The 21,487-nt window shown below is 65.5% G+C and carries 24 protein-coding genes and 1 riboswitch; of the genes, 12 read left to right on the forward strand and 12 right to left on the reverse strand.

The annotated features are described in order from the left end of the window. From VGH68_RS08725 to VGH68_RS08750, 6 genes are all read right to left on the reverse strand, one after another. On the reverse strand, nucleotides 1-1,536 hold a 1,536-nt coding region (locus VGH68_RS08725), incomplete at its 3' end, for an L-lactate permease (protein ID WP_331603182.1). Between the two features lie 274 nt (nucleotides 1,537-1,810). Next, nucleotides 1,811-2,356 (reverse strand): hypothetical protein, encoded by a 546-nt coding sequence (locus VGH68_RS08730; RefSeq protein WP_331603183.1) that lies wholly within the window; start codon nucleotides 2,354-2,356, stop codon nucleotides 1,811-1,813. Between the two features lie 230 nt (nucleotides 2,357-2,586). After that, nucleotides 2,587-2,799 (reverse strand): glycine zipper 2TM domain-containing protein, encoded by a 213-nt coding sequence (locus tag VGH68_RS08735; protein ID WP_331603184.1) that lies wholly within the window; start codon nucleotides 2,797-2,799, stop codon nucleotides 2,587-2,589. 288 nt (nucleotides 2,800-3,087) lie between these two features. Next, nucleotides 3,088-5,019, reverse strand: coding sequence for a phosphomethylpyrimidine synthase ThiC (gene thiC, locus VGH68_RS08740; RefSeq protein WP_331603185.1), 1,932 nt, complete (start codon nucleotides 5,017-5,019; stop codon nucleotides 3,088-3,090). Between the two features lie 160 nt (nucleotides 5,020-5,179). Continuing rightward, a riboswitch (TPP riboswitch) is annotated at nucleotides 5,180-5,299 on the reverse strand. A 145-nt stretch (nucleotides 5,300-5,444) separates the two neighbouring features. Continuing rightward, the gene (locus tag VGH68_RS08745) at nucleotides 5,445-5,846 is read right to left on the reverse strand and encodes a GreA/GreB family elongation factor (RefSeq protein WP_331603186.1); all 402 of its coding nucleotides are present in this window, start codon (nucleotides 5,844-5,846) and stop codon (nucleotides 5,445-5,447) included. A gap of 275 nt (nucleotides 5,847-6,121) precedes the next feature. After that, entirely contained in the window at nucleotides 6,122-6,511 is a 390-nt protein-coding gene (locus VGH68_RS08750; protein ID WP_331603187.1) for a hypothetical protein, read from the reverse strand. Between VGH68_RS08750 and VGH68_RS08755 the strand changes: the two genes are divergently transcribed. The 7 genes from VGH68_RS08755 to VGH68_RS08785 all read left to right on the forward strand — a co-directional run bounded on the left by VGH68_RS08755 (nucleotide 6,510) and on the right by VGH68_RS08785 (nucleotide 12,418). Next, nucleotides 6,510-6,974: a hypothetical protein gene (locus tag VGH68_RS08755; protein WP_331603188.1), complete on the forward strand. Its 465-nt coding sequence runs from the start codon at nucleotides 6,510-6,512 to the stop codon at nucleotides 6,972-6,974. The genes VGH68_RS08750 and VGH68_RS08755 overlap by 2 nt on opposite strands. 131 nt (nucleotides 6,975-7,105) lie before the next feature. Beyond that, nucleotides 7,106-7,981: a DUF1223 domain-containing protein gene (locus VGH68_RS08760; protein WP_331603189.1), complete on the forward strand. Its 876-nt coding sequence runs from the start codon at nucleotides 7,106-7,108 to the stop codon at nucleotides 7,979-7,981. Between the two features lie 42 nt (nucleotides 7,982-8,023). Further along, on the forward strand, nucleotides 8,024-8,662 hold the full coding sequence (locus VGH68_RS08765) for a cytochrome b/b6 domain-containing protein (protein WP_331603190.1): 639 nt from the start codon (nucleotides 8,024-8,026) through the stop codon (nucleotides 8,660-8,662). 101 nt (nucleotides 8,663-8,763) lie between these two features. Beyond that, nucleotides 8,764-9,591, forward strand: coding sequence for a molybdopterin-dependent oxidoreductase (locus tag VGH68_RS08770; RefSeq protein WP_331603191.1), 828 nt, complete (start codon nucleotides 8,764-8,766; stop codon nucleotides 9,589-9,591). 128 nt (nucleotides 9,592-9,719) lie between these two features. Then, the gene (locus VGH68_RS08775) at nucleotides 9,720-9,965 is read left to right on the forward strand and encodes a pentapeptide MXKDX repeat protein (protein ID WP_331603192.1); all 246 of its coding nucleotides are present in this window, start codon (nucleotides 9,720-9,722) and stop codon (nucleotides 9,963-9,965) included. A 419-nt stretch (nucleotides 9,966-10,384) separates the two neighbouring features. Then, a complete protein-coding gene (locus VGH68_RS08780) occupies nucleotides 10,385-11,311 on the forward strand; it encodes an EamA family transporter (protein ID WP_331603193.1) in 927 nt (308 codons plus the stop codon). Nucleotides 11,312-11,623: 312 nt separating this feature from the next. Further along, entirely contained in the window at nucleotides 11,624-12,418 is a 795-nt protein-coding gene (locus VGH68_RS08785) for a DUF4397 domain-containing protein (protein ID WP_331603194.1), read from the forward strand. 241 nt (nucleotides 12,419-12,659) lie between these two features. On the opposite strand, the gene VGH68_RS08790 is transcribed toward VGH68_RS08785, so the two are convergent. Beyond that, entirely contained in the window at nucleotides 12,660-12,797 is a 138-nt protein-coding gene (locus tag VGH68_RS08790) for an entericidin A/B family lipoprotein (RefSeq protein ID WP_331603195.1), read from the reverse strand. 226 nt (nucleotides 12,798-13,023) lie between these two features. Next, nucleotides 13,024-14,478, reverse strand: a complete 1,455-nt coding sequence (locus tag VGH68_RS08795; RefSeq protein ID WP_331603212.1) for a sensor histidine kinase — start codon at nucleotides 14,476-14,478, stop codon at nucleotides 13,024-13,026. 234 nt (nucleotides 14,479-14,712) lie between these two features. Here VGH68_RS08795 and VGH68_RS08800 point away from each other — a divergent pair, with 234 nt between their 5' ends. From VGH68_RS08800 to VGH68_RS08820, 5 genes are all read left to right on the forward strand, one after another. Then, nucleotides 14,713-14,889, forward strand: a complete 177-nt coding sequence (locus VGH68_RS08800) for a DUF1328 family protein (protein WP_331603196.1) — start codon at nucleotides 14,713-14,715, stop codon at nucleotides 14,887-14,889. A gap of 96 nt (nucleotides 14,890-14,985) precedes the next feature. Then, nucleotides 14,986-15,147, forward strand: coding sequence for a DUF1328 domain-containing protein (locus tag VGH68_RS08805; RefSeq protein ID WP_006052455.1), 162 nt, complete (start codon nucleotides 14,986-14,988; stop codon nucleotides 15,145-15,147). A gap of 91 nt (nucleotides 15,148-15,238) precedes the next feature. Further along, nucleotides 15,239-15,811, forward strand: coding sequence for a ferritin-like domain-containing protein (locus VGH68_RS08810; protein WP_331603199.1), 573 nt, complete (start codon nucleotides 15,239-15,241; stop codon nucleotides 15,809-15,811). Between the two features lie 268 nt (nucleotides 15,812-16,079). Further along, a complete protein-coding gene (locus VGH68_RS08815) occupies nucleotides 16,080-16,712 on the forward strand; it encodes a response regulator (protein WP_233831017.1) in 633 nt (210 codons plus the stop codon). A 20-nt stretch (nucleotides 16,713-16,732) separates the two neighbouring features. Beyond that, the gene (locus VGH68_RS08820; RefSeq protein WP_331603200.1) at nucleotides 16,733-17,164 is read left to right on the forward strand and encodes a response regulator; all 432 of its coding nucleotides are present in this window, start codon (nucleotides 16,733-16,735) and stop codon (nucleotides 17,162-17,164) included. Nucleotides 17,165-17,193: 29 nt separating this feature from the next. Here VGH68_RS08820 and VGH68_RS08825 read toward each other — a convergent pair whose 3' ends face one another. The 4 genes from VGH68_RS08825 to VGH68_RS08840 all read right to left on the reverse strand — a co-directional run bounded on the left by VGH68_RS08825 (nucleotide 17,194) and on the right by VGH68_RS08840 (nucleotide 21,466). Then, a complete protein-coding gene (locus VGH68_RS08825) occupies nucleotides 17,194-18,393 on the reverse strand; it encodes an MFS transporter (protein WP_331603202.1) in 1,200 nt (399 codons plus the stop codon). A 173-nt stretch (nucleotides 18,394-18,566) separates the two neighbouring features. Further along, nucleotides 18,567-19,391: a phosphodiesterase gene (locus tag VGH68_RS08830; protein WP_331603203.1), complete on the reverse strand. Its 825-nt coding sequence runs from the start codon at nucleotides 19,389-19,391 to the stop codon at nucleotides 18,567-18,569. 51 nt (nucleotides 19,392-19,442) lie between these two features. After that, entirely contained in the window at nucleotides 19,443-20,522 is a 1,080-nt protein-coding gene (locus VGH68_RS08835; RefSeq protein ID WP_331603204.1) for an ABC transporter ATP-binding protein, read from the reverse strand. After that, on the reverse strand, nucleotides 20,519-21,466 hold the full coding sequence (locus VGH68_RS08840; RefSeq protein WP_414696915.1) for an ABC transporter permease: 948 nt from the start codon (nucleotides 21,464-21,466) through the stop codon (nucleotides 20,519-20,521). The genes VGH68_RS08835 and VGH68_RS08840 overlap by 4 nt, the downstream gene beginning before the upstream one ends. Between the last annotated feature and the right edge of the window lie 21 nt (nucleotides 21,467-21,487).

The following is a 21,487-nucleotide window of genomic DNA, read 5'->3' on the forward strand; positions in this document are numbered from 1 at the left end:
TGTCAACAGAATCGAGTGCTTGAAGGTTTTCGCGAAAACCACGCCTTCCTTGCCTTTGAGTTCCGTGGTGGCCACGCCCGTGGAGATGTTTTGCGGCGAGATCATCTTGCCCATGACGCCGCCCGACGAGTTCGTCGCGGCCATCAGGATGGGGTTCAGATTCAGCTGATTGGCCGCGACCACCTGCAGATTGCCGAATAGCGCATTGCCCGACGTGTCGCTGCCCGACAGGAACACCGCGACCCAGCCGAGGAACGCCGACACCAGCGGGAACACCGGGCCGACCGACGCGACGCCCAAACCGAGCGTATAGGTGAGCCCCGAGTAGTTCATCAGATAAGCGAGGCCGACGATCGTCGCCACGGTCAGAATCGCGATGCGCGTTTGCACCCATGTGTCGGCGATCGCCTTGCCGAATTCGGCGGCCGACAGGCGCACGATCAACGCGGTGATGATCGCGGCGACCAGAATCGCGGTGCCGGTCGCGAGCGGCTGGAAGTCCCAGATCGCGCCGTACGGCGTGTTGTACAGCGTGATGAACACCGCCTTGTCGAGACCCGGCCATGGGATCTTCACATCGCCGATCGTGAAAATCCTCGCGACGGTCCAGATGATCACGACGACCGACACGATGATCCACGGATACCAGCCCTGCCCGCCGCCGATCTTGCCGCGCACCTCGCCGGCACGATCCACGTTGATCGCGAATTTCGGATCGACGGCCGGTTTCCACACGCGCAGGAAAGCGACGGTGAGAATCAGCGAAACCAGCGAAGACAACACGTCGGTCAGGCTGTAGTTGACGAAGTTCGATACGACGAACTGCGTGAGCGCGAAGCTCACGCCCGACACCACCAGCACCGGCCAGATTCGCAGCATATTGCGAAAGCCCGCGTACACGGCGATCACGTAGAAGGGCAGCAGCACCGCGAAGAACGGCAGTTGCCGGCCGACCATCTTGGCGAGCGAGTCCGAAGGCAGGTGCGTGACCGCGCCGAGCACGGTGATCGGCACACCCAGCGCGCCGAATGCGACCGGCGCGGTGTTGAAGATCAGCGTGAAGGTGAGCGCCTCGAGCGTCGGAAAGCCGAGCATGATCAGCAGCGAGCTCGTGATCGCGACCGGCGTGCCGAAGCCGGAAATCCCCTCGAGCAGCGCGCCGAACGAAAAGCCGACCACGACCAGCACGATGCGCCGGTCGTTGGGCAGGTTATCGATCATCCACTGCCGAAAGGCCGCGAAACGCCCGGAGCGCTGCGCGATGTTGTACAGCAGGATCGCGGTGAACACGATCCACATGACCGGCCAGCACGCGAACACCGCGCCGGCCGCGACCGAGTTCAGCGCGAGCCCGACCGGAAAACGCCAGATGGTGATCGCGACGATCAGACCGATCACCAGTCCCGCGAGCGAAGCCTGCCAGGCGGGCCGGCGGGCCCAGCCTAGCAGCGCGAGCACGGCGAGAATCGGCAGCGCAGCGACCAGAAACGATGGCAATAGGGAGTTGCCGACCGGAGTGAGTAGTTGATGGAACATCACGTCTCCTTCGTTGTTGTTCGGTTCGACGCGGTGGGACTGCGCATGACGGGGCGCGTCGCTGTGGCAGGGGATCCGCGCCGGGGAAACCTCAACGGAGCGGACGCCGCCTGTTAAGCGGATGCTGCATGTGGCACCACACAGGATAGATCGGAATGCGGGCGCGTCAAGCCGGGAAACTACGGGCCGCCGCAAACGGGTGACAGGCCAACTGCCAGGCCGGCTTCCAGCCCAGCTTCCAGGCCGACTCCCAGGCGGGCCGCAGCCGCGGCTTTCAATGCCAGTGGTGGTGGCCTCCGCCGCCGCCCCAATAGCCGCCGAAGCCGATGCCGATCCCGATCGACGGCCCGTAGTAGGCCGGATACCCGTAATACGCCGGGTACGGATAGACGGGCGGCGGATAGTACGCGGGATAGGGCGCCACATACGCGGGCGGCGGCGCGGCGACCACATAGCCGGGTGGCGGGTTCGACGGTGCGATTTGCGCTTGCGTGCCCGACTGGTTCGAAGGGTCCGACGGGGCGGATGGATCGACTGGCCCGCTCGACTGTGCGGTCGTAGCCGTCGCGTTATACGGCGCGTAGTAGGCGGACGGATAGTAGCCGGCAGGGTAATAGCAGCCGGACAGCGAGAGCGCGCCGGCAAGGCCGCCGAGCATCGCGACCAGGCGAGCAGGCCGACGGACGATCGAATTGATGCGCGCCCGCCTGGACTGACGCCAAGTGAAACGCCACGTGAGAATGCGCGAGTTCGAGCGCGGAGAAACGAGCGGCGGCCACAGGCGTGCCGCGCGGACAGCATTGACGACGCGGGGCTTCATCGCGCGCTCCTCGGTAAACCTACGCCGCCCACGGCAGCGTTGATGCCATGAGCTTACGCTGTTACCGCGAGGAGACCAGGGCAAAACCGTAACGGCGTATTTCCGTGCATTGCAACGGTCTCGCGACGCCGCGCGCGGTGCTTCCGATGCCGCCGCGCGCGCGGCGAATACCGATATCGCTCGTGGTTGGAGGCGCGCCCTATGCCGTGCGCGGCCGTGAGCGATCGGCCTTACTTGCCGACCTGATTGCCGATCACGCCGCCCACTGCCGCGCCACCGAGCGTCGACAGTCCTGAGCCGCCGATCGCAGCGCCCGCGGCGCCGCCGACCCCCGCGCCGATCGCGGTATCGCGGGTGCGCGTAGACATGCCGCCGCACGCCGCAAGCGTTGCGACCAGCGTGGCCGCGGCCGCAAGCCTACTGATTTGACGGATCGTTTTCATGATGCTGACTCCATGTGTAGTTGGTAGAAGTCATGGAAGTGGGACATGCATCCCTCCCTGCATTCGATGCTAGCGGCGCGGCCCGTATCCGGTTGTATGGCCTTGTTAATGGTGTGCGAGCTTTGTATCAAAATGATCAACTGCCGTGGTCAGTACCAAGCATATGCCGTGCCTGCCCTGCGCGGCCGAATAAAAAAGCCCGCCGTTCAGGCGGGCTTCGATGCTGTGAGCGAGGCGTGGTGCGATGTGCGCCGATTGACAGCACGCGCCGCACGACGTCCAGCCCGCTTATCGCCGCTGATAGATCTCGGCGCCCTGCTTGATGAACTCGATCGACTTCACTTCCATCCCTTTCTTCAGCGCTTCGTCGTGGGTCACGCCGTGTTGCGCCGCGAACTCGCGCACGTCCTGGGTGATCTTCATCGAGCAGAAGTGCGGGCCGCACATCGAGCAGAAGTGCGCGACCTTGGCCGAATCCTTCGGCAGCGTTTCGTCGTGGAATTCGCGCGCCTTGTCCGGATCGAGACCGAGATTGAACTGGTCGTCCCAGCGGAATTCGAAGCGCGCCTTGCTCAATGCGTTGTCGCGCACCTGCGCGCCCGGATGACCCTTCGCGAGGTCGGCCGCGTGCGCGGCGAGCTTGTACGTGATGATGCCGGTCTTCACGTCGTCCTTGTTCGGCAGCCCGAGGTGTTCCTTCGGCGTCACGTAGCACAGCATCGCGGTGCCGAACCAGCCGATCATCGCGGCGCCAATGCCCGACGTGATGTGGTCGTAGCCCGGCGCGATATCGGTGGTGAGCGGGCCGAGCGTGTAGAACGGCGCTTCGTCGCACCAGTCGAGCTGCAGATCCATGTTCTCCTTGATCAGCTGCATCGGCACATGGCCCGGACCTTCGATCATCACCTGCACGTCGTGCTTCCATGCGATTTGCGTGAGCTCGCCGAGCGTCTTGAGCTCGCCAAGCTGCGCTTCGTCGTTCGCATCGTAGATCGAGCCGGGGCGCAGACCGTCGCCGAGCGAGAAGGCCACGTCATACGCCTTCATGATGTCGCAGATGTCTTCGAAGTGCTCGTACAGGAAGCTTTCCTTGTGATGCGCGAGGCACCACTTCGCCATGATCGAGCCGCCGCGCGACACGATGCCGGTCATCCGGTTCGCGGTAAGCGGCACGTATTGCAGTCGCACGCCCGCATGGATCGTGAAGTAATCGACGCCTTGCTCGGCCTGCTCGATCAGCGTGTCGCGGAAGATTTCCCACGTCAGGTCTTCGGCGCGGCCGTTGACCTTTTCGAGCGCCTGATAGATCGGCACCGTGCCGATCGGCACCGGGCTGTTACGGATGATCCACTCGCGCGTTTCATGGATGTGCTTGCCTGTCGACAGGTCCATCACCGTGTCGCCGCCCCAGCGGATCGCCCACGTCATCTTGTCGACTTCCTCGCCGATCGACGAGGTCACCGCCGAGTTGCCGATGTTTGCATTGATCTTCACGAGGAAGTTGCGGCCGATGATCATCGGCTCGCTTTCCGGGTGATTGATGTTGTTCGGGATGATCGCGCGGCCGCGCGCGACTTCTTCACGCACGAATTCCGGCGTGATCGACGCGAGACCGTTCGGGCCGAATGCGCTTGCGCCGAACGCCTGACCGGGGTGCTGGCGGCCCATCATCGCGGCGAGCTTCGCGCCGTTCGGGCCGCTCGCCTTCAGGCTCTCCAGATACTCGGCGCGGCGCTGGTTCTCGCGAATCGCGATGTATTCCATTTCCGGCGTCACGATGCCTTGCTTCGCGTAGTGCATCTGCGTGACGTTTTTGCCGGCGAGCGCACGGCGCGGCGTGCGGTGCAGGCCGGGAAAGCGCAGTTGCTCGGTGGCGGGGTCGGCCGCGCGCTCGCGGCTGAAGCTGCTCGACAGACCGGTCAGCGGCTCGGTGTCGCCGCGCTCCTCGATCCACGCCTCACGCAGTGCCGGCAGACCCGCGCGGATGTCGATCTTCGCGTCCGGGTCGGAGTACGGGCCCGACGTGTCGTACACGTAGATCGGCGGGTTCTTTTCGCCGCCGAAGCTGTCGGGCGTATCGGCCTGGGAGATTTCGCGCATCGGCACGCGAATGTCGGGTCGCGAGCCACTGACGTAGACCTTGCGCGAATTCGGCAACGGCGCGACGGCCGCCTCGTCTACATGGGCTTCGGCGGAAAGGAACTTCGGATTGGCGTTCATGCGGTATCTCCATGCAATTCGTTGCGCTCGACCAGCAGGTGCAATGCACCGACGCCGGTCCAATGCAAAGCACTTCGCTGGTCCCTGGTGGGGGCCGCTAAGCAGGAGACGAGATGGAAGTAGTCGGAAATCGCAGGAGGGGTGAGGCCGCAAAGCTGGGGTGCGAAATCCGTACGCTTCCCTGCGCTGGCATTATCCAGATCAGGTTCAAAGGGTATTTCTCACCCACGCGGCACGGACCTCCCAAGCTCCGTGCAACGCAGGACCCCCGCGTTAGCAGCGCACACGATACACCGGCCGCCGGCCGCTTGGCAACCTGTCAGATTCGTGCAGGCGATCCGTTAGGCCGGCGTTGAATCGGTCCGATTCTTTTGGTATGTCGAATCGCAATCGCGCGCTGCGAAGCCGTGGCGCCGCGCGTCGTCCTACAACGAAAAATCGTCGGCGGCTTCGGGCTGGTACAGGATCCGCGCGAGCTTGAGTTCCTGTTGCGTGCCACTCGGCGGTGTAAAGCGGATGCGCTCGCCGCGTTTGGCGCCGAGCAGCGCGATACCGGCCGGCGAGAACACGTTCAGCCGGCCATGCGCGAAATCGGCGTCAGGCGGATAGACGACGGTCCATGTCATCTGTTCGCCGCTCGCCTCGTCGACGAGCGTCGCCTGCGAATTCATCGTGACGACGTCGGCGGGGATGTCGTGGGAGTCGACGATCACCGCGCGTTCGAGCACGTCATCGAGCATCTCCTGCCGCTTCGCATCCGCCGCTGCGTGCTTTTCGAGGCGGGCCACGTCAAGTTCGGTCAGGAAACAGGTGCGAGTCTTTTTCATGGTGAGTGCTCCGTATCGGTGTGCATTGAATGCCGCGCGCGGCAGCGGCGCGCAAATGAGAGATATACCGGTGACGCATCAGATGAGCCCGGAGCCCGCTGGCGCGGCCCGGGTCATCGATGGGCAACGTCAGAACGGGCGCCGGGCGGCGGGAAGCGGGAGCGTTGGGGCCGTTTCGCCGGTGGCGCGTGAGGCGACGCTCGCATGCGCGCAGCCGCTCGCGCGGCAGCGGCGCAAGCGGGTAACGGCGTGGAAAGTCGGTCGGCGCATTGGAATCACGGGAACTCGGGCAGGTGCGTTGAAAGAACGTTGAACGAGTGCGGAAAAAAGTCGCGGGAGTGCGTCCGGCGCGCTGGGCGAAGCACTCGCGTGCGATGCCGCGACAGCAGGCGCTGCGCAGCGCTAGAAAGCACGAAATCGAAGTTAGATGTTAGCACGCGCTCAGATGCGCTTTTACCGGCGAAGCCGAGCCTCGCCGCAAACCCGTCTGCTGCGTCGCGTGTGAAGCGACGCAACAGAGCTGTTGAGTCGATGCGTTCAAGCCAGTCGAAAGATCTGCCGTTATTCAGTAAGCAGCGAAGGCCGCTGTCCAGCGCGACGATTTGCGCGGGCAGCGCGTGAATGGCACGAGACGACTCGAGCCGATCGACAGGAGAGGTGCGCATGAAAGCGGAAACGAGGCGGGGGCGGAGGTGGGGTCGAGCAGCGGCGGCCGTTGCAGCCGCGGCGTTGCTGGCCGCGCCGCTGGCGGCAGCGGCGGCGACCGGCGGGGTGATCCGGTTCGTCGGCATGATCGTCGCGCCGCAGCTGGCGTTCAGCGCGGACGCGACGCCCGCAGGCCGGCAAGCGGGGATAGGCAGCGCAAGCGTGACGGGGCAGGCGCGGGTGCGCACGGTGACGTTCAGCGCACAGCCGGGCGTCGGCGGCGGCGCGGATGTCGCGGTCGAAATCAACGGCAGCGAAGCGGCGCGCGATCTGGTGGCGGCGGGTTTCGTCGACGGCAGCGGCCGCGTCGTGGCGGCCCGCGATGGTCACTACGAAGTGAGCCGCACCGGTGGCGTGCTGTCGCTCACGGCCAAACGCGCGAGCGCGGACACGCGGGTGACGGTGGTGGTCAGCTACGACTGAGTTGCAGGTGACCGGCGGCTGACCCGCGCGGGAATTCGCGCGGCCCGCTCGACGTAGGAAAAATCTGGAATCAGCCTGTCATAACTCGCCGCGCGGTTCGACAAACGTGCAATTCCTGATCGGAGCACGTCATGTCAACCGCGCGCCGTCGCCCGGCAGTTCTGCGTTTCAGCCTGTCTTTCGGATCCATTTTCGCGTCCGCTGTCGCGCTGGCGCTGATGTTGTTCAGCAGTGTCGCCGCCAACGCGGCCGACTCTATCTGCACCGCTCGCAGCCCCGCGCATCGCGTCGCGCTCGTCGAGCTTTACAGCAGCGAAGGCTGCGATAGCTGCCCGCCTGCGGACCGCTGGCTCGGTCAATGGAAGAGCGCGGGCGCCGCGCCCGGCATCGTGCCACTCGCGTTGCACGTCGACTACTGGAACAGCCTCGGCTGGACCGACCGCTTTTCACAGCCTATCTTTACAGAACGGCAGCAGACGCTGACCCGCCTCGCCGGCGCTCAAACGATCTACACCCCGGAAGTATTCGTCGCGGGCCGCGAGCTGCGCGACTGGTCGCAGCGCGACAGCTTTGCGCGCCGCATCGACGAACTCGTCGCCGAGCCCGCGCAGGCGAGCATCATGGTGGCGCTGGCGCCGCCCGCGCCGGGGCTCGCAGGCACACGCGGCGCGTTCAATGTCGACGTGCAGTTCAGCGCTAATGCCGCGCCGGCCCCGGCGCCACTGAGCGCCTATCTGGCGGTCTATGAAAACTCGCTCGTTTCGCAGGTGGGCGCGGGCGAAAATCGCGGTGCGACGCTGCATCACGAGCGCGTCGTGCGGCAGTGGATCGGCCCGGTGCGGCTCGTCGCGGGCCATGCGCGGATCCGACAGGACGTCCATGTCGACGACGCGCCCGTCGACGTGAATACGAACGCGCGCGCCGACCGCTTCGGCGTGGTCGCGTTCGTTCAGAACGATGCGACCGGCGACGTGCTGCAAGCCGCCGATCTTCCCGCGTGCCGATGACTGGCGCGCGGCACTCCCTCTCCCCGTTTCAGCGAGACTGTCATGGCAACCCCTGATGTATTGCGCAACAGCGTGCCGGCCGCACCGGACCAGCGTGGCCTCATTCATCCGCTGTGGCTGCGCATCACGCATTGGCTCAACGCGCTCGCGGCGATCGTGATGATGCTGTCGGGCTGGCGCATCTACGATGCATCGCCGATCTTCCCGGGGTTCAGCTTTCCGCCTGCGATCACGCTCGGCGGCTGGCTCGGCGGCGCGCTGCAATGGCATTTCGCGGCGATGTGGCTGCTCGCGTTCAACGGCCTCGTGTACGTCGCGCTCAACTTCGCGAGCGGGCGGTTCGTGCGCAAGTTCCTGCCGCTCTCGCCGACCGCGGTGCTGCGCGATTTCATCGCCGCGTTGCGCGGCAAGCTCGCGCACGACGATCTGCGCGTCTACAACGCGGTGCAGAAATTCGCGTACCTGTTCGCGATCGCGGATCTGATCGTGCTCGTGCTGTCGGGGCTCGCGATCTGGAAATCGGTGCAGTTTCCGCTGCTGCGCGAGCTGATGGGCGGCTACGACAACGCGCGCGTCGTCCACTTCAGCGCGATGTCGCTGCTCGCCGCGTTCATCGCCGTGCATCTGGTGATGGTCGCGCTGGTGCCGCGCTCGCTGCTCGCGATGCTGCGCGGCCGCTGAGCCGCGCATGCATCCATACCGGGCCTCAATCCCCCATCGCCGATCCGCAGTTTCCGGCTTGCAAGCCCGAAGCGGAACGCCAACCTAACGGACCTCGAATCATGACCAAGCCGCTCGAGCAACACACGGCCGACCCGACGGAGCCGCCGGCCGGCAAACCTGCGCGGAGTTCGATCCAACGGCTCGACCGCGAATCGATCCTGATCGACGCGAAACGCGAACTCGCGATGCCGTCGCGCCGCCTGTTTGGCAAGCAATTGATGACGCTCGGCGGACTGTCGATGTTGACCGGCTGCTCGCTAACGGACGACGCTTCGGTGAACCACTTTCTCACCGCCGTCTCGCGCCTGAACGATCGCGTGCAGGCCTCGCTGTTCGATCCGCGGCAGCTCGCGCCGACCTACAGCGAGGCGCAGATCACGCGGCCGTTCCCGTTCAACGCGTTTTACGGCGTCGATGAGGTGCCGCAGGTCGACGGCTCCGGCTACAGCCTGAAAGTGAGTGGGCTCGTGACCGGCCAGCGCGTGTGGACGCTGCCTGAACTGTATGCGCTGCCGCATGCGGAGCAGATCACGCGGCATATCTGCGTGGAAGGATGGAGCGCGATCGGCCGCTGGGGCGGCACGCCGTTCGGCGATTTTCTGCGGCGCATCGGCGCGGACACGTCCGCGCGTTACGTCGGTTTCAAATGCGCGGACGATTACTACGAAAGCATCGACATGCCGACCGCATTGCATCCGCAAACCTTGCTGACGTTCTCGTACGACGGCGAGCTGTTACCCGCGAAATACGGCTACCCGATGAAGCTGCGCATGCCGACCAAGCTCGGCTACAAGAATCCGAAGCACATCGTCGAGATGTTCGTCACCAACACTTACCCCGGCGGCTATTGGGTCGACCAGGGCTACAACTGGTTCGGAGGCTCCTGACGCGCGCGGCAGCGGCGCGCGTGCGGCTCGATGCCACCCGCGCGGCGCATGCGAACGCTGGCGGCAGCGGCTTCGGAAATACGCCGGCACCGGCCGGTTCTGATTGACCCACTACAAGGAGTTATCCCATGAAAAAGATTGCAATCGCCACCCTGACCGTCGCGCTGCTGACGGGTGCCGGCACAGCGTTCGCGCAGGCGAGCGGCGCGATGTCCAACGACGCGATGTCCAAGAGCGGCATGGCGAAGGATTCGATGTCCAAAGACAGCATGTCGAAGGACGGCATGAAAAAAGACACGATGAAGCACGATTCGATGAAGAAGAACGGCGAGATGGGCATGAAGCACCAGGCATCGGGCGCGATGGCGAATTGAAGTCCTGAGCGATCCGCACGGATCGCTCCGCCGTGACGCGCCGCGCGCACCGTGGCCGCCGTCGCGCGGCGGGCTTCGTCGCGCAGTTCGACGTACACAGAAAAGCCGGGGGCATCCCCGGCTTTTCTGTTGCAGGCACACCAAAAAGTTACGATTCTTCCCAGCGATGCGCGGGGCGCTTACTGCATAATGCGGTGCGCGTCGCGTTGGCCATGTTTCGCCCGCTTGGTTCGCTAACGCATTACCGTCTCCCGTTTTAGCCGCATGGGCCTTCCGCGGCCATCCATCGTTTTTCCGTTCCACCGACATGCCCGTCAGTTCCGCCACTCAGACCGTCTTGCTGCGACGGCATCGCCTCGTGCGCGTCAATGTTTTTAACTCCGGCGCGGCATGCCGCGCGGCACGGGCAGGCTGAACCGATGTCGCTGCAACGCCCCGGCTTTACCTCACGCGCGTGGCCGATTCGTTTGCCGCAGTCGCGCAACGGCCAGATCGCGCTCGCACTGGCCGTCGTCTATCTGGTGTGGGGTTCGACCTATCTCACGATCCATGTCGCGCTCGGCTCGTTTCCGCCATTGCTGCTCTCCGGTCTACGCAATCTGTTCGCCGGCATGGGTCTGCTCGTGTTCGCGGTGCGCCGCAAGCCGATCCCGCCAAGCTTCGCCGAAATCCGCAACGCGGGGTTGGTCGGCACGATGCTCGTCGGTCTGTCGAGCGGCATGCTCGCGTACGGAATGCGCACCGTTGGCACCGGCACCGCGGCCGTAATGGTCGCGACCGTGCCGCTTTTCGCGACCGTGATCGCGGCTGTCGCCGGGCGCAGGATCGCCCGTGGAGAATGGTTCGCGGTGGGCCTTGGGCTCGCCGGCATCGCGATTCTGAGTCACGGCGACAGCGCGCCCGGTTCGGCGGGCGGCAGCCTCGCCATACTGTGCGGCGCGCTCTTCTGGGCCGGCGGCGCGCATCTGGCCGGGCAACTGAAGCTGCCGTCGGACCTGGTGCTGTCCACCGCGCTACAGATCGGTCTTGGCGGCGCGATCGCGACGCTGGTCGCATGGTTGTCGGGCGAGCGCATGCTGGCGCTGCATTTCCTGCCGATGCTCGCGTTCGTCTATCTGATGCTGATCGGCACGATGGCCGCCTATATCGCGTATGGCTATCTGATCCGTCACACCAGCCCGATCATCGCGAGCAGTTGCATGTACGTGAATCCGGTGGTCGCGGTCGTGCTGGGCGCGGTGCTGCTCGGCGAGCCGGTCACGCGTTATACGGTGGTCGCGACGATCGTGATTCTGGCCAGCGTCGGGCTGTCTTTCTGGTTCGATTACCGCAAACAGCGCGGGTAAGACATGCAGCGGATCGTGTAAGGAAGGGGGCCCCGCCAACCCCACACCCGGCGGTGCGGCCGAGCGCCGAACAACGACTCTAAATCCGCGCGGGCCGCCGTTGCTCTAGTCGTTTCCCGCCACCGATATCATGCTCCGACCCTCGCGGCACACGCTTTGCTGATTGCGAGCGTCCACATCGGCGCGGCGGGCCGCTCGAATAGCCGGCGCACCGTACCGCATGGATGGGAGGGGGTGTCCGCGCGTCACGGCGGAAGCCCGTATATCAATGGGCGATGGGTTCAGAGCCCGACATCGAGACAGGTGAACACAATGAAAATGATCCGAACCATGGCGGCGGTGGCTGCCGTCGCATCGATTCTGAGCGCATGCGGTGGCGGCTCCGATGACGCCGGCAAGGAACTCGGGCTGACCAATCCCGAGATCCATTTCATCCACGCGATTCCGAGCGGACCGGCGGTGGACTTCCTCGTCAACGGCACCGCGCCTTCGGGGCAAACCAATATCTCCTATAAGGGCGTCACGAATCTGACCAATATCAACACCGGCTCGACGACCGTCGGCTATGCAGCGACCGGCACGAAGACCGCGCTGGCGAGCGGCACGTTCCCCGATGCCGCGAAAGGTCACGAATACACGGTGCTCGCATTGCCGGGGCTGGCCGCGCCCGATATCGGCCTGATCGACGACCCCTTCGACAAGGGCCTGCTGAGCAATAGCGCACGCGTGCGCGGCTTCAATGCGTCGGCGAATGCGACCAATCTCGACTTCTATCTAATGCAGGCGAACTCGACCAGCATCGCGTCGGTGTCGCCGACGATCGCCGGCGTGTCGTTCAAGAACGCGGTGCCGCCGAGCGGCCAGGATTCGATCTATGTATCGGGCGGCCAGTACGTGTTGATCGCGACCGCCGCCGGCAGCAAGACGCCGATCTTCCAGTCGTCCGCGTTCTCGCTGTCGAACAACGCCGACTGGCTGATCACGTCGGTGCCGACCGGCGGTGCGATCACCCAGCTTCAGCCGGGGCAGATTCATCTGCTGATCGCGCAGAACGGCAACACCAGCACGCCGAGCATCGAGCTGTCGAATACGCTGACGGGGCAATGACGCGGCGCGATAGCGGGCAGCGGCATCGCGTGCGCGCATCGACGCGCGCGCGATAGCGAAAAAACTGCGGGCATTGCACTGCAGGGAGGACGGCGCGGCGATCCACGTGAGTGGATCGCCGCTCTGTTTTTGTGAGCGCCGGCAAGGGGTGGCGGTGCAAGCCGAAAGCGGGCGAACACAAAAAAAGCCCGTCGCGGAGAATCCGCGACGGGCTTTCGAACCGCCATGTGCGTGTCAGCTTTTATTTGTTCTTTTCAGCCGAATTGGTGAGCGCATTGCCGCCGCTCGAAATGTCCTGGCCGGCTCCGGCCATCGTATTGCAACCGGTGGCCACCATTGCCGTACCGACGACCAAAAGCAAAGCGATCAGTCGAGTCATGAAAGTTCTCCTTGTCGAGAATGCATCGGTTGATGTCGTCCGACCGGGGCTAAGCCAGTCGATGAGGTCTCGATCCGGTATCGCGGTTTCGAACCGGCCTGAGTCAATGGTAAAAAAAGGGCGGGGGCCGCGCTGTCGGCCGCCGAGCGTATTTTTTGTAGGCGTGCTCCGGTGTTCGCGTCGGCGCAGTCCTACAGCGTCGTTCGAGCGATTCGGCAAGGCATTGCTACACGGGGCTTCTGGATGGCGCGGACGGCGTCGATGTCCGCGTGGATGCCGGCGATGACGCAGGCGCCGGTGCGGATGGCGGCAGGTCGACCGACGGCGTCGCGCTGCTCGCGCTCGGCATCACGACGTCGATGTCGGTGCCGTTCGGCGCGCCGCGCCGGATTTCGAAGCGCCCGCCGTGCGCGGCGACGCGCTGGCGCATGCCGAGCAAACCATGGGTGTGCGTGCGCTTCAGATCGGCCGGCATGATGCCGACGCCGTTATCGGCGATGTGGAGCGCGACCTGGCCATCGCCGACCCGCAGCGCAATCGATACTTTCGATGCACGCGCATACTTCGCCGCGTTCGTCAGCGACTCCTGGGCGACGCGAAAGAGCGCGATTTCGGTCTGCTCATCGAGCTGGATATCGTCGGCGGGCAGGTGCAGTTCGAGCGTCCAGTTGTTGCGTTGCGCGGCTTCGTCGGCGAGCGTGCGTAGCGCGGTCACGAGCCCGAAATTGGCCAGCACCGTCGGCCGCATGTCCTCGATGATGCGGCGCTTTAGCGCAATGCCCTGGTCGAGATTCGCGAGCGCGCGCTTGAGCTTGTCGGCGAGCTCGGGGTCGCTGTCCTTCAATTTGCGGCGCGCCCACGCGACGTCCATCCGGCAGGCGGTCAGAATCGCGCCGAGCTCGTCGTGCAGTTCGCGCGCGAGCTGGGTTTTTTCGTTTTCGCTGACCGCCTGCAAATGCCAGCCGAGCGCTTCGAGCTGACGCGTGCGTTCGGTGACCAGCTGGTCGAGTTCTCCCTGCTGGGTGATCAGCTGACGTTGCGCGCGCGCCTGCCGGTCGATCTGAATGCCGAGGTTGCGAAACAGCAGAATGAACAACACGATATTCAATGCCGACAGCCCCGCCGCGCACAGCGTGGAGAGCCGCTGATCGGCGCGGCTCGCAGCGAGTGCGTGTTGCGCGCGGCGCTCTTCGTTGTCGCGCAGCAGCGTGAGGGTGCTGTCGATCAGCGAGGCATCGGCCGCCTCGGCACGGGCGCTGCTGCCGCATGCGCCGAGATCGAGCGGATAGCGCGCCGCGTGCTGCAATGCGGCGGTGCCCGCGCCGATGCGCGCGTCGATCAGCGCGACGATCTGCGTGAAACTCGCGAGCTCCGCGCTGTCCGCGCGGCCGCCGCGGTAGAACTGGTCCAGCTGCCCGGCGCTTTCGCGGATGCGCGCGGCGCTCGCGCAGAACGCGTGCGCGGAAGCGTCGTCTCTGGTCACAAGGAACTGGTTCTGGTGCGCGCTGAGCTGCGATAGCTCGCTTGCGAGCGTGCTGAGCTGGACGGTCACGCCGCGCGCTTCGAGCGCGGTTTCATATTCGGCGGTGATGCGTTGGCGCGCGGTCTCGAGAATCACGAGGCCGCCCACCGTGATGACGATCGCCACGGTCATTGCGATCGCCCAGCTGCGGTTGCGCATCCACTCGCCGAGCCGTGTCGCGGCTCGCGGGTTGTCGGCTTCCGGCAGGCTCTGCGGGTTCGCCACGTTCGGCTCCTTGGATTGGGCAGCGGTATCAGGTTCGCCGCGTAACGCGGTCGTAATCGAATGTAAGCGGATTCTCACACGAAAAACGGCGAGCGTCGGAATGCGCGCGTCGAGCGGCATCGATAGGATGGACTTGATTCTTCATTCAATGTTTCGGAGGGCGCCATCATGTTGAAGTGGGCACTGGTATTCGCGGTCGTCGCAGTGATCGCCGGTCTTCTCGGCTTTACCGGGATCGCGGCCGGCGCGGCGGCCATCGCGAAGTTCCTGTTCTTCGTATTCGTCGTGCTGTGTGTGGTGTTCCTCGTGCTGGGCTTCGTCGTCACGAAGAAAATGATCGATTAGCGCGGCTCGTTCGAGTTGGGCAGGCCGCGCGGGCGCAGCGTTTATCGCGGACGAGCGGTTTGCTGATAGCCAACACCAACAAAAGGGAGAATCGCCATGCTTCACTATGCCATTGTCTTCTTCGTGATTGCGATCATCGCCGCCGTGTTCGGCTTTACCGGCATTGCGGCGGGCGCGGCTGAAATCGCGAAGATCCTGTTCTATATCTTTCTGGTCGTGTTCGTGGTCACGTTGCTGCTCGGCGTGTTCCGAACCTAGCCGCGCGAGTGCGAACCCCGGTGATACGGCGTATGCAACGCGGTGTACCCGATAAAACACTATTCCCCATACCGGATAAAGGAGAAGTTCGATGACGAATCAATCTGGCGCTCAGGGCGCGGCATCTCAATCCAGCGGGACGTTCGCGATGGACCTGCAGAAGATCCGCGACGACGCGCGCAAGCATATCTCGGACGGTCCCGTCACGGCCAGCTATGGCGCGGACCGCGACACGGTGCTCAAACTGCTGAACGACGCACTCGCAACCGAACTCGTGTGCACGCTGCGCTATAAGCGCCATTACTTCATGGCCAAGGGGATCAACTCCGAAGCGGTCGCGGCGGAGTTCGCCGAGCATGCGAGCGAGGAGCAGGAACACGCGGACCGCCTCGCCGAGCGGATCGTGCAACTGGGCGGCGCGCCCGACTTCGCGCCCGATGGCATCAAGGCGCGCTCCCATTCGGAATACAAGGAAGGCACCGACCTGACCGACATGATCCGCGAGAACCTGATCGCGGAGCGCATCGCGATCGACACGTATCGCGAGATCATTCGCTATCTCGGCGACAAGGACGTGACCACGCGGCGGCTGTTCGAGGAGATTCTCGCGGTCGAGGAGGAGCATGCCGACGATATGGCGGATCTGCTCGAGGGGCGCGAATGACGCGGGGCCGGCGCGCATGACGTGCTGATGGAGAGAGCGCAGGCGCCACGGGCAACGGGTCGGCGGCGCGCGTGCGGCGCGTGAATCAGCGTGCTCGTATCCGGGGGCGCCCGGGTGCGTACGGGCGCTGGCGGTGCGGCCGGGTGCGCGCAAGTGCCCCCGAGCGCCCGCGGCGCTGTCCCTGTATTGCCGCCGGGCCTGCGCCCGCGCCACTACAATGTCTGCTTCGGCGCGATGCCGCGATGCCTTTTGCACGGACACCCAACCGATGATTCGAGTGCTGATAGCTGACGATCACGCGATCGTCCGAGGCGGTTTCAGACAGTTCGTCGCCGACGAGCCGGACATGTGCGTGGCCGCCGAGGCCGCCACCGGCGAGGAAGCGATCGGGCTGGTGCGCGAACAGGCCTTCGACGTCGTACTGCTCGACATCGCGATGCCGGACAAGAACGGCATCGATACGTTGCGCGTGATCAAACAGCTGCGCCCCGAGCAGGGCGTGCTGATCCTGTCCGGCTACCCGGAGAGCCAGTACGCGATCAACCTGCTGCGCGCGGGCGCGAACGGTTATCTGAACAAGGACTGCGAGCCGGAGGAAATCGTCCGGGCGATTCGCTCGGTCGCGCGCGGGCATCGCTATCTGTCGGAGGCGGTCGCCGATGCGCTCGCCGACAATCTCGACAAGCCCGCGGCGGGACGCCCGCATGAAGCGTTGTCGGAGCGTGAATTCCAGATCTTCTGCAAGCTCGCGGCCGGCCAGCTGCCGACCGAGATTGCCGAGGAACTGCATCTGTCGGTGAAGACCGTGAGCACCTACCGCGCGCGGGTGCTCGAGAAAATGCGCGTCGCGAACAACGCGGACCTCACCTATTACGCGATCAAGAACGGCTTGATCGAATGACGGGCGATCGAGACATTCCGATGAACCGCGAAACGAACCCTGTTGCCGAGTCAGCCAGCCGCGCGCCATTGCGCGTGCTGCTGATCGAGGATTCGCCGCTGATTCGCCGCAGTCTGATGGAGGAGATCGATTCGTCCGGTCTGCTGCGAGTGGCCGCCTACGCCGATTCGGCCGATCAGGCGATCGCGCTGCTCGGCGACGAAACCTTCGACGCGGTGATCGTCGACCTGCAACTGAGGCAGGGCTCGGGCGTGCCCGTGCTCGCGTACCTGCAGCGCGAGGGCTTGATCGATTCGATGTTCGCGGCGGTGCTGACCAATCACGCGTTGCCCGCGTATCGCGCGCGTTGCGAGCAATATGGCGTGCGGCACTTTTACGACAAGTCGTTCGAATTCGACCGCGTGCTCGATGCGTTGCACGAGTATGCGCGATCGCGCGGCGACGGCGCGTGAGCGCTGAAGCCCGAGGGCAGCGATCGTGACTAATGCGCGACGCGCGCCGCCCGCTGCAAATGAATCCACGCGCCGAATCCCGCGAAAACGATGCCCGCGACGCTGACGCCGATCCAGCCGAACAGCGGCCAGACGATTGCGCCGACCCCCGAGCCGAGCGCGCCACCGATGAAATACGCAACCATGTACACGGTATTGACGCGACTGCGCGCGTCCGGCTTCAGCGCATAGATGCGCGACTGGTTCGAAATCTGCGCGGCCTGCACGCCGACATCGAGAACGATCACACCGAGCACCAGCCCGGCGATGCTTTTCGCCGACACGCCGAAGATCACAAACGAAATCATGACCAGCACCAGCGCCAACGTGATGATCGCGCGGGGTCCGCGCCGGTCGGCGAACTTGCCGGCGAGCGGCGCGGCCATCGCGCCGGCCGCGCCGACGATCCCGAACAGCCCTGCCGCCTGCGGCCCGAGATGAAACGGCGCGCCCGCGAGCAGCAGCGCGAGCACCGACCAGAAGATGCTGAAGGCCGCGAACATCGCCGCGCCGACCAGCGACGCCTCGCGCAGCGCGCGATGCTCGATGAGCAGATGCCACATCGACAGCAGCAGCTTGCCGTACGTCAGCGTCGAGGTCGGCTGGCTTTTCGGCAAGCGCAGGATGATGACGACCGCCAGTGCGAGCAGCGCGACCACCGACGCGCCGAACACCGAGCGCCAGCCGAAGTACTGCGCGACGATACCCGCCGCGGTCCGCGCGAGCAGAATGCCGAGCAGCAATCCGCTCATCACGGTGCCGACCGCATGGCCGCGCTCGGACGGCGGCGCGAGTTCGGCCGAGAACGGCACGGCCTGCTGCGCGATCGTCGCGAGCACGCCGATCGCGAGACTCGCGACGATCAGCACCGCCAGCGTGGGCGCCGTTGCGGCGACGATCAGCGCGACGCACATGCCGGCGATCTGCAACAGGATCAACAGACGCCGGTCGAAGCGGTCGCCGAGCGGCGCGAGCAGCAGCATGCCGGCCGCGTAGCCGAGCTGGGTGACGGCCGGCACCGTGCCGACCCACGACGCGCTGGCCGGAAACGACTGGCGGAAGTTATCGAGCAGCGGCTGGTTGTAATAGATGTTCGCGACCGACACACCGGCGATCGTCGCCAGCAGCAGCAACAGGCCGCGCAACGACCGGGTGGAGGAAGCGGAAGGCGAAGCGTCGGAAGTGGACATGACGGGTGGGATCGACGGACCGGCCCATGCGCGGTCCTCAAGCGTGCCGATCATACCGGAGCAGGGCGCTTCTTGCAGGTCGGCGCGCCGGGCGGTCATACCGCCAGATACCGCCTGAGCGATCCCGAGCGTCGTGCGGCAATCACTGCGATCGGCGGCGCCCGGCATCCCCGTCAGTCGATCAGGCCGTCGTCGTCATAAAACGGATACGGGCCATCGGCCGTGTCGACATAGGCCAGATGCGTGACGATGCCCGTGGTCGGATCGTAGCGATGCAATGCATAGGCGGGCGGCTCCATCACGAACGCCGACGGCGCATCGTCGCGCAGGTCGAGCGCGACCTGATGCGCGGGCGCCGGAATCGCGCTCGCGATCGTGCCGCCGAAACGCACGAACATCGAGCGGTGCACGTGTCCGCAGATCACGCGTTCGACGTTCGGATGCGCGCCGATCAATGCGGCGAGTTTGTCCGACGCGGCCTGGTCGAGCCGGATTTCGTCCATGTGCCCGATGCCGCTGACAAACGGCGGATGATGCAGTGCGACCACGACCGGCTTGCCGCGCGCCGCGTCGAGCTGCTGCGCGAGCCATGCGAGGCGCGTGTCGCACAGCGTGCCGCCGCTTTCGCCCGGTATCAGCGAATCGAGCGCCATCACGCGCAACCGGCCGATATCGACCGCGTACTGCACGAATTCGCCGCCGCCGTGCAGTTCGGCGCGCTCGGCAAAGGCCGCGCGCAACGCGTCGCGTGCGTCGTGGTTTCCGACCATCGGAAAGTACGGGATTTGCAGCGGCGCCAGCAGCGTTTTCAGATGTTCGTTCTGTTGCGGGTCGCCTTGGTCGACGAGGTCGCCGGTCATGATCACCGCGTCCGGGCGCGGCACCAGCGCATTGAGCGCGGCGACGCAGCGCGTGAGGTAGGCGGCGGTATCGACGCGGCGATAGGCGAGCACGCCGGGCCGCTTGATATGCAGGTCGCTAATTTGAGCCAGCAGCATCGTGAGTCCTTTGGGTGTGGCGTCGAAGCGCCGCGAGCCGGCGCTCCGTTGTTACAAAGATAATGCAATCAGCGCGTCACGCTCGATCGAAATGCCGACCGGCGTGCCGCGCGCCAGTTCGATCCGGCCCGCGACATCGACGAACAGCGGCTCCGGCGCGGCGCCACGAATCGTCAGACGGGTGCGTTCGCCGAGAAACGCGGTGCTTTCGATATGGCCACGCAACTGCGCGCTGGCAGGGTCGGCGAGCCGCGCGTCCTCCGGGCGGAAGAAGATCTCGTGCGCGCCGTTTGCCGGGGCGCTCGCCGCGGCGTGCGCAGCGGAATGCGCGGGCAGCGTGGGAACGGGCACGGCGCCGCCGGTCGTCGTCAGCATCCCGTCGCGCCGCTCGCCGGCGATCCGGTTGATCGTGCCGACGAACTGCGCGACCGTGCGATTGACCGGCCGATAGTAGATGTCGCGCGGCGAGCCGATCTGCTCGATGCGCCCCGCGCTCATCACGACGATGCGATCGCCGAGCTCCATCGCTTCGGCCTGATCGTGCGTCACGTAGACGGTCGTGATGCCGAGCTCGCGCAGCAGCGCGTTCATCTCGCCGCGCAACGTGTCGCGCAGACGCGCGTCGAGCGCGGTCAGCGGTTCGTCGAGCAGCAGCACGCGCGGCTGCACCGCGAGCGCGCGAGCGAGCGCCACCCGTTGCCGCTGGCCGCCGGACAATTGATCGATCGGTTTGTCCGCGTGCGCGGCGAGCCGCATCATGCCGAGCAGTTCGTCGACCCGTTGGCGCGCGAGCGCGGCCGGCGTGCGCCGGATCTTCAACCCGTAGCCGATGTTGCCGCGCACCGTCAGGTTAGGAAACAACGCATAGCTCTGGAACACCATGCCGACCGCGCGCTTTTCGATCGGCAGCGCGGTCACGTCGTCGTCGCCGAACGCGATGCGTCCGCCCGGGTCGGGCGTTTCGAGGCCCGCGATCAGGCGCAGCGTCGTCGTCTTGCCGCAGCCGGACGGGCCGAGCAGCACGAGCGTTTCGCCCGCGCCGATCGTCAGGTCGAGCGGTTCGAGCACGCGCGTGCCGCGAAACGTCTTCGCGCACTGCGTGAGCGTGATGGGAACCGAGGTCAGTTTCATTGCGTAAGGTCGGATGTCGCGACAGAGGCGGTCCGCTGTTTCGACGCGCTGCGCTGGCCGGTCGCATCGACGCCGAGCCATTGCATCGCGACGAGCAGCGGCATCGTCATGATGAAAAACAGGATCGTGTACGCGCTGCCGATCTCGATGCGCAACGACGCGTAGGTGTCGGCGAGGCCGACGGGCAGCGTCTTGGTATCGGGCGTGTGCAGCATCCACGTGAGGTTGAATTCGCCGATCGACAACGTCAGCACCGCGAGCGCGCCCGCGACGATGCCGGGCCGCGCGTTCGGCAGCACGATCGTCAGAAAGCGCGTGAAGAAGCTCGCGCCAAGACTCGCCGCGCCTTCTTCGAGCGTGCGCAGATTGCTGCTTGCGCACACCGCGGCGACCGCGCGCACCATGAACGGCAGCGTGAACACCACATGGCCGACGACGATAAACATCGAGCTCATCCGGAACGCGGTAAAGCCGCCGTAGACCACGAGCAGCGCGAGCGCCGACGCGAGGCCGGGCAGCGCGATCGGCAGCACGAGAAATTCCTCGACGATGCGCGCAACGCGCGTCTTGCTGCGCGCGAGCACGTAGCCGGCGGGCACGCCGGTCAGCAGCGTGATGGCGAGCGTCGCCGCCGCGACCTCGAGCGACAGCCACACCGAATCGTGATACTGCGCCCACACATCGATCAACCAGCGCAGCGTGAGGCCGCTCGATACACCCTTGAAGTAGTTGACCGTCAGCCCCGCCATGATCGACATGACGACCGGCACGATCAGGAACGCGCACAGCACCAGCGTGACGACCCATTGACCGGCCGCGAGCCAGGCGCGCGTGGACGGCCATGCGCGCCCCGCGCGCGGCTTCGCCGCCGGCCGCGACGGTGGGGAGGGTGAGGAGGGCGTGGGAGGCAACGGGGACGGCGGCGAGGCGGGGATCGAGTTCATGGATTGCCTGACGTTCCGCTT

Origin of the sequence: Paraburkholderia sp. (assembly GCF_036488505.1) — a bacterium.
In the GTDB taxonomy this organism is placed as follows: domain Bacteria; phylum Pseudomonadota; class Gammaproteobacteria; order Burkholderiales; family Burkholderiaceae; genus Paraburkholderia.

Coding starts and splice junctions, on each gene's coding strand:
- VGH68_RS08730 (WP_331603183.1), bottom strand. CDS start 2,356: ATGAAGCCCCGCGTCGTCAATGCTGTCCGCGCGGCACGCCTGTGGCCG.
- VGH68_RS08735 (WP_331603184.1), bottom strand. CDS start 2,799: ATGAAAACGATCCGTCAAATCAGTAGGCTTGCGGCCGCGGCCACGCTG.
- thiC (WP_331603185.1), bottom strand. CDS start 5,019: ATGAACGCCAATCCGAAGTTCCTTTCCGCCGAAGCCCATGTAGACGAG.
- VGH68_RS08745 (WP_331603186.1), bottom strand. CDS start 5,846: ATGAAAAAGACTCGCACCTGTTTCCTGACCGAACTTGACGTGGCCCGC.
- VGH68_RS08755 (WP_331603188.1), top strand. CDS start 6,510: ATGAAAGCGGAAACGAGGCGGGGGCGGAGGTGGGGTCGAGCAGCGGCG.
- VGH68_RS08750 (WP_331603187.1), bottom strand. CDS start 6,511: ATGCGCACCTCTCCTGTCGATCGGCTCGAGTCGTCTCGTGCCATTCAC.
- VGH68_RS08760 (WP_331603189.1), top strand. CDS start 7,106: ATGTCAACCGCGCGCCGTCGCCCGGCAGTTCTGCGTTTCAGCCTGTCT.
- VGH68_RS08765 (WP_331603190.1), top strand. CDS start 8,024: ATGGCAACCCCTGATGTATTGCGCAACAGCGTGCCGGCCGCACCGGAC.
- VGH68_RS08770 (WP_331603191.1), top strand. CDS start 8,764: ATGACCAAGCCGCTCGAGCAACACACGGCCGACCCGACGGAGCCGCCG.
- VGH68_RS08775 (WP_331603192.1), top strand. CDS start 9,720: ATGAAAAAGATTGCAATCGCCACCCTGACCGTCGCGCTGCTGACGGGT.
- VGH68_RS08780 (WP_331603193.1), top strand. CDS start 10,385: ATGTCGCTGCAACGCCCCGGCTTTACCTCACGCGCGTGGCCGATTCGT.
- VGH68_RS08785 (WP_331603194.1), top strand. CDS start 11,624: ATGAAAATGATCCGAACCATGGCGGCGGTGGCTGCCGTCGCATCGATT.
- VGH68_RS08790 (WP_331603195.1), bottom strand. CDS start 12,797: ATGACTCGACTGATCGCTTTGCTTTTGGTCGTCGGTACGGCAATGGTG.
- VGH68_RS08795 (WP_331603212.1), bottom strand. CDS start 14,478: ATGCGCAACCGCAGCTGGGCGATCGCAATGACCGTGGCGATCGTCATC.
- VGH68_RS08800 (WP_331603196.1), top strand. CDS start 14,713: ATGTTGAAGTGGGCACTGGTATTCGCGGTCGTCGCAGTGATCGCCGGT.
- VGH68_RS08805 (WP_006052455.1), top strand. CDS start 14,986: ATGCTTCACTATGCCATTGTCTTCTTCGTGATTGCGATCATCGCCGCC.
- VGH68_RS08810 (WP_331603199.1), top strand. CDS start 15,239: ATGACGAATCAATCTGGCGCTCAGGGCGCGGCATCTCAATCCAGCGGG.
- VGH68_RS08815 (WP_233831017.1), top strand. CDS start 16,080: ATGATTCGAGTGCTGATAGCTGACGATCACGCGATCGTCCGAGGCGGT.
- VGH68_RS08820 (WP_331603200.1), top strand. CDS start 16,733: ATGAACCGCGAAACGAACCCTGTTGCCGAGTCAGCCAGCCGCGCGCCA.
- VGH68_RS08825 (WP_331603202.1), bottom strand. CDS start 18,393: ATGTCCACTTCCGACGCTTCGCCTTCCGCTTCCTCCACCCGGTCGTTG.
- VGH68_RS08830 (WP_331603203.1), bottom strand. CDS start 19,391: ATGCTGCTGGCTCAAATTAGCGACCTGCATATCAAGCGGCCCGGCGTG.
- VGH68_RS08835 (WP_331603204.1), bottom strand. CDS start 20,522: ATGAAACTGACCTCGGTTCCCATCACGCTCACGCAGTGCGCGAAGACG.
- VGH68_RS08840 (WP_414696915.1), bottom strand. CDS start 21,466: ATGAACTCGATCCCCGCCTCGCCGCCGTCCCCGTTGCCTCCCACGCCC.